Here is a 12,200-nt window from a genome sequence, read left to right on the forward strand (position 1 = left end):
GGTTGAGCGGGCGTTGGGGCGGCCGGGATGCGGCTACCGATCGGTTCTCCTCATTGGTACTACCCGATGGTAGGCGGCTGCACCATCTCCGAGGCGCCGGTGGAGCTACGGGTGCCGGGCGGCGGGGTGGACGGGAACGGCGACGGCCGGAGCCCCCGCACAGTAGGGCTCCGGCCGTCGGGTCCCGCGAAGCGGGAGGGTCCCGCGGGATTCCTCCCGCGGGACGTGGGGGTCAGAGGGCGAGACCGGTCAGGACCAGCACGCGCTCGTAGGTGTAGTCGTCCATCGCGTACGCGACGCCCTCGCGGCCGACGCCGGACTGCTTGGCCCCGCCGTACGGCATCTGGTCGGCGCGGTACGAGGGTACGTCGCCGATGATCACGCCGCCCACCTCCAGCGCGCGGTGGGCCCGGAAGGCGGTCTGGACGTCGTGGGTGAAGACGCCCGCCTGGAGGCCGTACTTGGAGTCGTTGACGGCGGCGAAGGCAGCGGCCTCGCCGTCGGCCTTGGTGACGGTCAGGACGGGTCCGAAGACCTCCTCGCTGGCGAGGGTGACGTCCGCCGGGACGTCGGCGAGCACGGTCGGCGCGTAGCTGGCGCCGTCGCGCTTGCCGCCGGTGAGCAGCGCGGCGCCCGCGGTGACGGCCTCGTCCACCCAGGACTCGACGCGTCGGGCGGCGTCCTCGCTGACCAGCGGGCCGACGTCGGTGGCCTCGTCGGAGGGGTCGCCGGTGACCTGCGCCTCGACCGCCGCGACGAGCTTGGGCAGCAGCCGGTCGTACACGGAGGCGTCCGCGATCACGCGCTGGACGGAGATGCAGGACTGGCCGCCCTGGTAGTTGGAGAAGGTGGCCATCCGGCTCGCCGCCCAGTCCAGGTCGGCCTCGCTGGACCAGTCGCCGAGGACGACGGCCGCGCCGTTGCCGCCCAGCTCCAGGGTGGTGTGCTTGCGCGGAACCGACTCCATGATCGCGTAGCCGACCGGGCCGGAGCCGGTGAAGGAGATCACCGGCAGCCGCTCGTCCTGGACGAGGGCGGGCATGCGGTCGTTGGGGACCGTCAGCACGGACCAGGAGCCGGTCGGCAGGTCCGTCTCGGCCAGCAGCTCGCCGAGGACCAGCGAGGAGAGCGGGGTCGCCGGCGCCGGCTTGAGGATGATCGGCGCGCCGACGGCGATGGCCGGGGCGACCTTGTGCGCGCTGAGGTTCAGCGGGAAGTTGAAGGGCGCGATGCCGAGGACGACGCCCCGGGGGACGCGGCGGGTCAGCGCGAGGCGGCCGACGCCGCCGGCGTCGGTGTCCAGGCGCTGGGCGTCGCCGCCGTTGTAGCGCCGGGCCTCCTCGGCCGCGAAGCGGAACACGGAGACCGCCCGGCCGACTTCGCCGCGGGCCCACTTGATCGGCTTGCCGTTCTCGGCGGAGATCAGCGCGGCGATCTCCTCGGTGCGCTCGGCGAGCCGGCGCGAGACGTGGTCGAGCGCGGCGGCGCGTACGTGCGCAGGGGTGGCGGCGAACTCGTCCCGCACCGCGTGCGCCGCGGCCACGGCCTCCTCGACCTGCGCATCGGTGGGCACGGAGACCGTGCCGACGAGGCGCCCGTCCCACGAGTTGGTGACGTCGAACGTGGTCTCGCCGGTGGCCTGGCGACCGGCGAGCCAGAAGGCGTGGGTGGAAGTCATGTCCCGACCCTTCCGAGGTAGAGGTGGCGCGTGCGTGCTCCCACGGTAGGTGCGCGGGGAGCTTCGGGGGTTTGTCCGAGGTGGAGTGGTCGGTGCGCGGTACGCGACGCTTTGGCGGGTGCGGCGCCGCAGGGGCGCCGGTGGCGGCGCCGTCCGGGGGTCAGCCGCGGCGTTCCGTGCTCACGATCAGGCAGACCGCCGCAACCACGATCCCGCCGCCGAGCGCGATCGGCCAGGTCACCGGCTCGCTGAGGACGAGGGCGCCGAGCAGCACGGCGACGACCGGGTTGACGTACGCGTAGGTCGCGACGAGCGAGAGCGGCGCGGAGTGCAGCAGCCAGGCGTACGCGGTGAAGGCGACGAGGGAGCCGAAGACGACCAGGTAGGCGAGGGCGACCCAGGAGCGGGTGGAGACCTCGGAGACGGCGAAGTCGAGGTGCTCGCCGCGCCCCAGGCCCACCAGGGCGCAGCCGATGCCGCCGGCGACCATCTCGTACGCACTGGCGGCGAACGGGTTCGCCGGCATCGGTATCCGGGAGGAGACGAAGGAGCCCACGGACCAGCTCACGGTGGCGCCGATGACGATCAGGACGCCCCACAGGCGCACGTCGCCGCTGAGGCCGGGGAGGGTGAGGACCGCGAGGCCCGCGAGCCCGACGGCGACGCCGGTGTACGCGCCGACGCCCGGCCGCTCGCCGGTCGCCCGGCGCAGCACGACGACCCAGGCGGGCACGATGGCGACGAGGAGGGCGGCGAGGCCGGAGGGGATGGCGGTCTCGGCGAGGACGACGAGGCTGTTGCCGCCGAGCAGGAGCAGCAGTCCGACGGTCGCGGCGGAGGCGAGTTGCGCCCCGGTGACCTTGAGCGCGGCCGGGCCCTGGCGCCAGGCGACGAGGGCGGCGAGCAGCAGGCCGGCGAGGGCGAAGCGGGCGCCGGCGGAGAGGAAGGGCGGCATCGTCTCGACGGTGATCGCGATGCCGAGGTAGGTGGAGCCCCAGACGACGTAGACGATGGCGAGCGCGGCCCAGACGGCGCCGGTGATCCGGCGGGCGGGGGCGGCGTTCGACAGAGCGGCGGGGGTCTGCGGGGTGCCCGTGACGGAGGCGGCGGGACGGGTCATCAGATCCTTCTCGAAACTACCCGGACGAAGCCGGACAACTGCCCGGCCCCAGGGCACATCCGAGCCGGACGTCAGCAACGACGAGACTTTAGGTACTGACAGGCCCGACTGCCAAGGTATTTGCCCGCGTTCGGGCACGCTGGCGGTTTTCGGCCGTCGACCTGGGAGCGCGCTACGGGAAGGGCGGGCCGGAAAGCCCGCTCGGCGGGCTACTCGGGGGCGGGGCCCGCCGTCGTCTTCAGCGCCAGCCACAGCTCCATGCGGACGTCCGGATCGTCCAGCGAGCGCCCCAGGATCTCCTCCACGCGCCGCATCCGGTAGCGCAGCGTGTGCCGGTGCACCCCGAGGTCGGCCGCGGCGGCGTCCCACTGGCCGTGCCGCGACAGCCAGGCGCGCAGGGAGGCGACGAGGTCGCCGCGGCCGGTCGCGTCGTGCTCGTACAACGGACGCAGCAGACCGTCCGCGAAGGCGCGCACCGCGTCGTCCGCGAGCAGCGGGAGGACGGAGTCCGCGGCCAGTTCCCCGTGCTCGACGAGCGCGCGGCCACGGCGCCGGGCCACCGACAGGGCCTGCTCGGCCTGTTGCTGGGCCCCGGCCGCCTGGGCCGGGCCCGCCGGGGAGGACAGCCCCGCGAAGAGGCCGGCGTCCTCTGCCTCCCGACCTTCGTACGTCGCGAGGCAGGCGGCCAGCGCCGCTCCCCCGTCGTCGGCGAGCACCACGAGCCGACCCGCGCCCCCGTCGTCGCCCGCGCCTTGCCCGGTGCCGTCCGGTGCGTCCGCCGACTCCGCCACGACCAGCACGGGTTCACCGGCCCGGGACGCCGCCGCCTCCAGCGTCTCGACGAGCTCCCCACCGGCCTCGCCCCGCCCACCCACCGGCTCGACGACCAGCAGCCGGAAGGGGGCGTCGAGCAGCGTCCCGTACAGCTCGCCGGCGACCGAGCGGGCGTGCTCGGGCGCGCCCGCGAGCAGCATCCGCAACACCGCCGCGCCGAGCCGCTGTTCGGCCCGCTGGAGCGAGCGGGTGCGCTCGGTGGCGAGGGTCAGCAGGGCGACGGCGGAGTGCACCGCGTACCGCTCGGCGGTGCCCAGCGGCGCCCCGGTGCCCACCGCGAGCGCTCCCCTGACCCGGCGCCCGGTGCCCAGCGACTGGATCTCGACCCGGTCGTCGCCGGTGCCGGTGTCCGCGACGACGGCGCCGGCCGGCGCGGCGCGCTGTCGCATCCGCTCCACCTCGACGGCGAGCTTGGCCGCCCGGCGCGCCGCCCACTCGGGCGACGCGGTGACGACCGCGCCGGACGCGTCGTACAGCGCGGCCCAGCCGTGGACGTACCCGGCGAGCCTGGCCACCACCGCGCCCGGCCCTTCGGCGAGCGCGGCGCGCGTCAGCTCCCGCTGGGCCTCGAAGCCCGCGGTCACGGCGCGGTACTGGTCGGCCGCGATGGCCGCCGACACCGCCTTGCTGATGGCGAGGAAGGGAGTGCGGCGGGGCACGGCCAGCAGCGGGAAGTCCGCCTCGCGGGCGGCCTGGAGCAGCGCGTCGGGGACGTCCTCGTGGTGCACGCCGACGCCGAAGCCGAGCCCGACGACGCCCGCGTCGCCGAGCCGGCGGACGTAGCGGCGCATGGCCTCCCGGTCGTCGACGGGGAGGGTGATGGCGGTGACGAGCAGCAGCTCGCCGCCTTCGAGGTACGGGACGGGGTCGGTCAGCTCGCTGACGTGCGCCCAGCGCACCGGTCGCTCCAGTCGGTCCTCGCCGGCGCGCACGGTGAGCTTGAGCGCGGAGTGCTGGGCGAGACTGGCGAGGGTGGGGGGCATGGACCGTGGGCCCTTCGGACGGTGCACCGGAGACCGGACGGAGCGGAGGGAAACACGCCGTCCTGTAGGAACGGCCTGGCTTGATTCTGCCAGGTCGTAGCAGTCCCGGCCGGGTGGAGCCGCCTCGTGCGGCCCACCCCGGCCGCGTCAGGTCCGCAGGTCGACCAGGACCGGCGGTGAGTGCTCCCCGCGCACGGTCGTCAGGGACAGCACCGCGTGCCCGGCCGGCACCTGGTGCGCCAGGTCGGACGCCGACCAGCGGGCCCGCTCCACCTCCCGCACGGTGACCGCCTCGGCGGTGGTCGCCCGCCCGGTGACCAGCCGGCGCATCATGTGCAGCGCCTTGGTGAGCGGCTCGTCGGAGATGATCTGCCGGTTGGTGACGTCCCGGGTCTGCACCCATTCGGTGCCCCAGGTCTCCGCGAAGCGGTTGCCGTCCCACGGCGCGAGGCCGGAGAACGCCATCCGGCAGCCCACCGCGCCGAGCAGCGGCCCCCGCAGCGGCTCCGGCACGTCCTCCAGGGTGCGCAGCGCGAGGACGACCCCCGCGTTGGCGGAGCGCAGCCGCTGGACGGCGCGGACCGAGTCGCCGGTGACGGTGTACGCGGCGTCGTCGAGGACGAGCGCGGCGAACAGGGAACGGTCGGAGCGGGCCAGGGCCGCCTCCGTGAACTGGGCCAGCAGCAGCCGGGCCACGATCCGCGACGCCTCGGCGTGACCGCGCTCCGGCAGGTCGATGCGGACCCGCAGCGGGTGTTCGATGGCCCGCAGCGAGAACTGCCGGCCGCCTCCGTCGGTGCGGAAGAAGTCCGTGAAGGCGGGGCGGTCGAGGAAGGCGACGCGCTCCGCGAGCAGCACCCCGACGTCGTCGGCGCGCGTCGACTGCCGCTCCCGGGCGTCAAGTTCCCTGAGCTGTGCGGCTGCCGCGGGCCCCTCCTGCGTCTGGAGCGCCGTGCGCAGCCCGTCGAGCGCGGCGGGGGTGCCGCCGAGCAGTTCGCGCAGCTCGGGGACGGCCGGGAAGCGGCCGTGGACGCATCGGAAGGGGCCGATGAGCTGGGCGAGGGCGGTCGCGGCGCGCCGGCTGTCGCCGCCGGGGAGGGTCACCGCGAGATCGCCGACCAGGGCCTCGGCGAGGGTGCGGGCGGCCTCGTCGGGGTCCTCCGCACCGCCGTACAGGTCCAGGTCGTGGGTGGCCTCGGGCCGCCCCACGCCGATGACGAGGTCGAAGGCGTCGTCAGGCGCCACCCCCGAGCCGTGCGCGGTGACCGCGACGACGGCGCTGCGGCCGGCGAGCGCGAGCAGGCACAGCGACTCCACGACGGGCCGCACCAGGCGCACGCTCTTGCCGGAGCCGGAGGGCCCGACGGCGAGCAGGGACGTGCCGAGCAGGGCGGGGTCGAGCGCGACGCCGGTGGTGCGGCGGGGGTACGGGTTGCGGGCGCTGTCGACGGCCGTCCCGATCCGCACCTGCCCCGTGGCCAGGTCGTGGAGGGCGCTGCGCACCGGGAGGTCCCGCAGGCCGGAGGGGTGCGCACAGGCGGCGGGGCCGTGGGTGCGTACGGTCTCGGTGAAGGCGGCCAGCCGGTCCGGGCGGGCGCCGACCTGCTGCCAGGCCCGTCGGATGCGGGCGTAGTCCACGTCCCCGAGCGCCCCGCTGCGGGCCGCTTCTGTCAGTCGCTCCGCGCTCTCGCCGAGTCCGGCGCCGCGCAGTTCGGGCCAGGTCGCGGGGTCGGTCCCGGGCTCGGCGGCGACGGGCTCGTCCGGCCGGCCCGGGAGCCGGCGTCGGACCGCGGGCCACCGCCCGGCGCAGCCGACCGCGGCCACGACGGACGCCACCAGCAGCACGTAGTAGAGGTTCGACGCCCAGGTGAGCCAGGTGGTGGCGCGCGGCATGTCGCGCCAGACGCTCGGCACGACGACGAACAGCGGCCACAGCGGGACGCCGAAGCGCTGCCACACCTCGGACCAGTTGCCCACCCGTCCCATGCCGACGGAGATGAGGGCGATGACGACGCCGTAGTAGAGGTACGTCACGGCCACGAACAGCTCGAACCGGGGGTGCGTCGCCACCTTCCAGGAGTCGGGGACGATCCACTCCATCGGCAGCAGCCACCAGTTGTCGACGAAGATCCACCACCCCTCCAGGTACCCGTTCCAGAGCAGGGACCACAGCAGCCACCCCGCCAGGAAGGCGATCAGCGCCCCACTGAACAGCTGGCGGCCGGGGACCAGGTCCGGCTCCTCGTCGGGGCGGGGCACGTGGCCGAAGCGCCACACGCCGGGGTCGGCCGGCGGGCGCGGCGTGCGCAGCCAGTCGACGACGGCGGGGCGGGTGACCGGCGCGTGGCCGGGCACTGCCGGTACGGCGGGGCGCGCCGCGGGCGCGTCGGCCCACTCGCCCGCGGGCCGGGGCACGGCCCGTGCGGGGACCTGCGGCGGCGCCGACGGAAGGGGTGGGGGGCCTTGCGGTACGGGCGGCGGGTTCGGGGGCGGCACCCGTGGTGCGGGATGCGCGCCGCCCGCGCCGAAAGCGTCGAACGTACCCGCGGAATCCTTCTCCATCTGAACCGCTGCCCCCTGACCAGCCAGGCCCGCCTCTTGTGCACGGTCAATCTAGTGCGTCCGTACGGCCTATGTCCGGCACGGACAAGGAGCCGGCCCCCAACACTCCCGATCGGCGCATGCCCGCGTCCCCGTCCCGCGCCTAACCTGCCGATGAGGAACCGTCCAGCAACCCCGTCCCCAGGAGCCCCCATGACCGCGATCCCGCAGGAGCGCCGCATCGTCACCGCCATCCCCGGCCCGAAGTCGGTGGAGCTCCAGGCCCGCCGCACGGCCGCGGTCGCCGCGGGCGTGGGCTCCGTGCTGCCCGTGTTCACCGCCCGCGCCGGCGGCGGCATCATCGAGGACGTCGACGGGAACCGGCTGATCGACTTCGGTTCCGGCATCGCCGTGACCAGCGTGGGCGCCAGCGCCGAGGCCGTGGTGCGCCGGGCGTCGGCGCAGCTCGCCGACTTCACCCACACCTGTTTCATGGTCACGCCGTACGAGGGGTACGTCGAGGTCGCCGAGGCGCTCGCCGAGCTGACCCCGGGCGACCACGCCAAGAAGTCGGCGCTCTTCAACTCCGGCGCCGAGGCCGTCGAGAACGCCGTGAAGATCGCCCGCGCCTACACCAAGCGCCAGGCGGTCGTGGTGTTCGACCACGGCTACCACGGCCGCACCAACCTCACGATGGCGCTGACCTCGAAGAACATGCCGTACAAGCAGGGCTTCGGCCCGTTCGCGCCCGAGGTCTACCGGGTGCCGGTGGCGTACGGCTACCGCTGGCCGACCGGGGCCGAGAACGCCGGCGCCGAGGCGTCCGCGCAGGCCATCGACCAGATCTCCAAGCAGATCGGGGCCGACAACGTCGCCGCGATCATCATCGAGCCGGTGCTCGGCGAGGGCGGCTTCATCGAGCCCGCGAAGGGCTTCCTGCCGGCGATCGCGCAGTTCGCCAAGGAGAACGGCATCGTCTTCGTCGCGGACGAGATCCAGTCCGGCTTCTGCCGCACCGGCCAGTGGTTCGCCTGTGAGGACGAGGGCATCGTCCCGGACCTGATCACCACCGCCAAGGGCATCGCGGGCGGGCTGCCGCTCGCCGCCGTGACGGGCCGCGCCGAGATCATGGACGCCGCGCACGCGGGCGGCCTCGGCGGCACCTACGGCGGCAACCCGGTCGCCTGCGCCGGTGCGCTGGGCTCGATCGAGACGATGAAGGAGCTGGACCTCAACGGCAAGGCCCGGCGCATCGAGGAGGTCATGAAGGGCCGGCTGGCGGCGATGGCGGAGAAGTTCGACGCCATCGGCGACATCCGCGGCCGGGGCGCCATGATCGCCATCGAGCTGGTGAAGGACCGCGGCACCAAGGAGCCGGACGCCGCCGCCGCTGCGGCGCTCGCCAAGGCGTGCCACGCCGAGGGTCTACTGGTGCTGACCTGCGGCACGTACGGCAACGTGCTGCGCTTCCTGCCGCCGCTGGTGATCGGCGAGGACCTGCTGAACGAGGGCCTGGACATCATCGAGCAGGCGTTCTCGGCCGTCTGAGCCGAATCGCGCCCGGGCGGGCCGGAAAGCGCTCGTACCCGTGCTCGTCGCGGGGTCTGGTTCAGGACGCGTTCCAGGGCCCGTCCACCGAGGGCAAACGGCCTTTGCGCATCCGTTCGCGGGGGCCTCTTGCCCAACCGGCAGGGCCTGTGAAGAAGTCGTGGCGGGATGGCGGTCCGACTGTCCGCCGCCCCGACCCCTGCCGTACGGTTTTCGCAGATGAGAGAAACACCCCGCCCGCAGGATTCTGCGGGCGACCCCAAGTCAGAGCCTCCCCAGCCCTGCCTTGGTCGTGCCCTTGCGCACAGCACCGGAGCTTCGGGCTCCGGAACTCCTCACGGATCGGATGGCCGCTCGCCCCAAACCCCCCGGGGCGCGCGGCAGTCCGGTCCAGCCGGCTGTTTCGGAACTGTCCCCCCTGTTCCGAGGCAGCCGGCACTTGTCGTTTTCGGCCCCCGCGCCCGACTGTTCGTCGCCCTGGGGCTGCTCCTGCTCTTCGCCGCCGTGACCTGGCAGGTCGTCGTCGACGGACCGCTGCGACGGCTGGACGAGCGCGTGGAGTCGACGGTCGTCGGCCGCGGGCCGCGTCCGCTCACCGAGTTCCTGGCGGACCTCGGCAATCTGACCGTGGCGTTGCCGGTGCTGGCCGCGGCGGTGGCGTACGCCCTGTGGCAAGGCGGCCGGGCGCGCCGCTCCGACGCGCTGTGCGCCGTGCTCGCGATGGCGGCCGTACCGGCGCTGGTGGTGCCCCTCAAGGCGCTCACGGACCGGCCGGGGCCGCTGACGGAGGCCACCGGCTACTTCCCGTCGGGCCACGCGGCGACCGCGCTCGTCGCCTACGGCGGCGCCGCCCTGCTGCTGGGGCGCGTCGGGAACGTCGCGCCGCGGCGCTGGGCGATGCCCGCCGCCCTGGGCCTGACCCTGGCGACGGGCATCGGTCTGGTGCTGCGCGGCTATCACTGGCCGCTCGACGTGCTCGGCAGTTGGCTGCTGTGCGGTGCGCTGCTCCTGGTCTGCTCGGTGGCCCCTTCCGGCGTCAGCTCCAGCGGTAGGCGTCGAAGTTCCGGGAGAACTCGAACTGGTTGAAGCGGTCCCAGTTGATCGACCAGGACATCAGTCCGCGCAGCGTCGGCCAGGTGCCGTGCGTCTGGTACGAACCGCAGTTGACCTTCTTCGTCAGGCAGTCCAGCGTCTTGGTGACCTCGCCCGGCGCGGTGTGGCCGTTGCCCGCCTGCGTGGAGGCCGGCATGCCGATGGCGACCTGCTCGGGCCGCAGCGGCGGGAACATCCGCGCGGTGTTCCCCGCCACCGGGAAGCCGGTGAGCATCATGTCCGTCATGGAGATGTGGAAGTCCGCGTTCCCCATGGTGTGGTACTGGTTGTCCAGGCCCATGATCGGGCCGGAGTTGTAGTGCTGGACGTGGAGCAGGGTCAGGTCGTCCCGCAGGGCGTGGATGACCGGCAGGTACGAGCCGGCGCGCGGGTCCTGACCGCCCCAGGGCCCCGATCCGTAGAACTGGTAGCCGAGCTGGACGAAGAAGGTCTCCGGCGCCATCGTGAGCACGAACTTCGCGCCGTACTTCGCCTTGAGGGTCTTGACCGCCGAGATCAGGTTGACGATCACCGGGGTGGTCGGGGACCGGAAGTCGGTGTCGCCGGTGTTCAGGGAGAGGGAGTGCCCCTCGAAGTCGATGTCGAGGCCGTCGAGCCCGTACTCGTCGATGATCTTCGACACGGAGCTGACGAAGGCGTCCCGGGCGCCCGTGGAGGCGAGCTGGACCTGCCCGTTCTGGCCCCCGATGGAGATCAGGACCTTCTTGCCGGCGGCCTGCTTCGCCTTGATCGCGGCCTTGAAGTCGGCAACGGACTCCACGTTCGGGCACTCGGTCGCCGGGCAGAGGCTGAAGCGGATGTCACCGGAGGTGACGGAGGTCGGTTCGCCGAAGGCCAGGTTGATCACGTCCCAGGAGTCGGGGACGTCGGCGAGGCGGGTGTAGCCGGAGCCGTTGGCGAAGCTGGTGTGCAGATAGCCGACGAGGGCGTGCGGCGGCAGGCCCCCGTCGCCGCCCCCGCCGCTGGTCGTGGTGGCGGAGACCGCGGCCGACTTGGGTGACTCGCCGGCGCTGTTGCCGGCGGTGACCTGGAAGGAGTACGGGGTCGAGGGCGCGAGGCCGGTCACGGTCGCGGAGGTGCCGGTGGTCGACAGGACCCGGTCGGCGCCCCGGTAGACGTGGTAGTCGGTGGCGCCGGGCACGGCGCTCCAGCTCAGCGGTACGGAGGTGGAGCCGGGCGAGCCCGCGGCGAGGCCGGTGGGGGCGGCCGGGATCGTGACGGGTCCGCCGCCGGGCCCGAAGAGGGAGACGTCGTCGGCGTGGTAGGCCGCGGTGCCGTACCAGCCGTGGGTGTAGAGGGTGACCGAGGTGGTGTTCGCGCCGGTGCGGAAGGTGGTGCTCAGCTTCTGCCAGCTGGGCGCCGAGGGGGTCCAGGCGGCGGTGTCGGTGGTGCCGGTGCCGGTGACGCCGAGGTAGGCGTAGCCGCCCTGGACCCAACCGCTGAGCGTGTACGCGGAGTTGGGTTGGACGGTGACGGTCTGGCTGCACCGGGCGTTGTCGCCGCCGCTGGGGGTGGCCTTGAGCGCGGAGGCGCCGGTGCGGACCGGGGAGCTGACGGCGGCGCCGCTGCCGCCCGAACAGGTCCAGCCGGTCAGGCCAGCCTCGAAGCCGCCGTTGACGGCGAGTTCGGCGTCGGCCGCGCGGGCGGGGGTGGTGGTGGCGACGAGGCCGGTCAGGGTGAGTGCGGTCGCCGCGGTGACGGCGAGCAGGGTGCTGAGGCGTTCTCTGGTGCGGCGCGTTCTGGTGCGTACCACAACTGCCTCCAAGAGGTGGGGGGATGGAAGCGGAGCGGGGGAGGCACAATTTGGTCCAGACCAATAGGCTTGTCAAGACCTGTGGCACGTGCCGACCGCGCCGCCCGCCCCCCTCCCCCGGGGGTCTCGCCATCACCCCACCCCGTTCTCCCCTGTCGGGGGCCCCTGCCGGCGCGCCAGACCGGCGGCGGCCTCATGCATCGCCAGTTCCAGCAGTGCCGGGTCGGACAGGGTGCCCGAGCCGTCGGGCGCGACGAGCCAGCGGACCCCGCCGCCCCTGCCGCGACCGGGGTATGGGACGACGATCCAGGTCCCCCGGCCGGCGCTGCGGACCCCGGTGCCGACCCAGCGCGCGGCCGTGCCCGGGGGCACGAAGAAGCCCATCCGGGCGGCGCCGAAGTCGGCGAGGACCGGGCCGGGCCGGTCGACGAGCCGGTGCAGGACGTCGAGCGTGGGGTACCCGAGGTCCCCGGGGACGATCAGTACGTCCCAACGCCGGCCCGCCGGCAGCAGGGCGACCCCCAGCGGGTTGCGCTCCCACTCCCAGCGGGTGGCGTCGGGGTCCGGCGCCACCGACACCAGCCACTCCACCGCGGTCTTGGCTCCCGAGTCCGTCATTTCGCTGCCTCC

At 74.0% G+C, this 12,200-nt stretch carries 8 protein-coding genes; 2 read left to right on the forward strand and 6 right to left on the reverse strand.

Annotated features, from left to right (window positions below; genetic code table 11):
* Nucleotides 1–232 precede the first annotated feature (232 nt).
* The 4 genes from AB0E05_RS08460 to AB0E05_RS08475 all read right to left on the reverse strand — a co-directional run bounded on the left by AB0E05_RS08460 (nucleotide 233) and on the right by AB0E05_RS08475 (nucleotide 6,874).
* Complete coding sequence (locus AB0E05_RS08460) at nucleotides 233–1,678, reverse strand: aldehyde dehydrogenase family protein (RefSeq protein ID WP_361960693.1); 1,446 nt, start codon at nucleotides 1,676–1,678, stop codon at nucleotides 233–235.
* A 160-nt stretch (nucleotides 1,679–1,838) separates the two neighbouring features.
* Complete coding sequence (locus AB0E05_RS08465; RefSeq protein ID WP_361960695.1) at nucleotides 1,839–2,798, reverse strand: EamA family transporter; 960 nt, start codon at nucleotides 2,796–2,798, stop codon at nucleotides 1,839–1,841.
* Nucleotides 2,799–3,007: 209 nt separating this feature from the next.
* Nucleotides 3,008–4,615: a PucR family transcriptional regulator gene (locus AB0E05_RS08470; RefSeq protein WP_361960697.1), complete on the reverse strand. Its 1,608-nt coding sequence runs from the start codon at nucleotides 4,613–4,615 to the stop codon at nucleotides 3,008–3,010.
* 147 nt (nucleotides 4,616–4,762) lie between these two features.
* Nucleotides 4,763–6,874 (reverse strand): ATP/GTP-binding protein, encoded by a 2,112-nt coding sequence (locus AB0E05_RS08475; RefSeq protein ID WP_361961062.1) that lies wholly within the window; start codon nucleotides 6,872–6,874, stop codon nucleotides 4,763–4,765.
* A 495-nt stretch (nucleotides 6,875–7,369) separates the two neighbouring features.
* On the opposite strand from AB0E05_RS08475, the gene gabT reads away from it, so the two are divergent.
* Nucleotides 7,370–8,704: a 4-aminobutyrate--2-oxoglutarate transaminase gene (gabT, locus tag AB0E05_RS08480; RefSeq protein ID WP_361960699.1), complete on the forward strand. Its 1,335-nt coding sequence runs from the start codon at nucleotides 7,370–7,372 to the stop codon at nucleotides 8,702–8,704.
* Nucleotides 8,705–8,923: 219 nt separating this feature from the next.
* Entirely contained in the window at nucleotides 8,924–9,790 is an 867-nt protein-coding gene (locus tag AB0E05_RS08485) for a phosphatase PAP2 family protein (RefSeq protein WP_361960701.1), read from the forward strand.
* Here AB0E05_RS08485 and AB0E05_RS08490 read toward each other — a convergent pair.
* Both AB0E05_RS08490 and AB0E05_RS08495 read right to left on the reverse strand, forming a co-directional pair.
* Nucleotides 9,741–11,570, reverse strand: coding sequence for a glycoside hydrolase family 18 protein (locus AB0E05_RS08490; RefSeq protein ID WP_361960703.1), 1,830 nt, complete (start codon nucleotides 11,568–11,570; stop codon nucleotides 9,741–9,743). The two genes, AB0E05_RS08485 and AB0E05_RS08490, sit on opposite strands and share 50 nt — an antisense overlap.
* Before the next feature lie 132 nt (nucleotides 11,571–11,702).
* Nucleotides 11,703–12,188: a hypothetical protein gene (locus AB0E05_RS08495; RefSeq protein WP_361960705.1), complete on the reverse strand. Its 486-nt coding sequence runs from the start codon at nucleotides 12,186–12,188 to the stop codon at nucleotides 11,703–11,705.
* Nucleotides 12,189–12,200 lie beyond the last annotated feature (12 nt).

The organism is Streptomyces sp. NPDC048057 (assembly GCF_040653095.1).
In the GTDB taxonomy this organism is placed as follows: Bacteria; Actinomycetota; Actinomycetes; order Streptomycetales; family Streptomycetaceae; genus Streptomyces.

Excerpts from the sequence above, each read along its gene's own strand:
- AB0E05_RS08460 (WP_361960693.1), bottom strand. The coding sequence starts at position 1,678 with ATGACTTCCACCCACGCCTTCTGGCTCGCCGGTCGCCAGGCCACCGGC.
- AB0E05_RS08465 (WP_361960695.1), bottom strand. The coding sequence starts at position 2,798 with ATGACCCGTCCCGCCGCCTCCGTCACGGGCACCCCGCAGACCCCCGCC.
- AB0E05_RS08470 (WP_361960697.1), bottom strand. The coding sequence starts at position 4,615 with ATGCCCCCCACCCTCGCCAGTCTCGCCCAGCACTCCGCGCTCAAGCTC.
- gabT (WP_361960699.1), top strand. The coding sequence starts at position 7,370 with ATGACCGCGATCCCGCAGGAGCGCCGCATCGTCACCGCCATCCCCGGC.
- AB0E05_RS08485 (WP_361960701.1), top strand. The coding sequence starts at position 8,924 with ATGAGAGAAACACCCCGCCCGCAGGATTCTGCGGGCGACCCCAAGTCA.
- AB0E05_RS08495 (WP_361960705.1), bottom strand. The coding sequence starts at position 12,188 with ATGACGGACTCGGGAGCCAAGACCGCGGTGGAGTGGCTGGTGTCGGTG.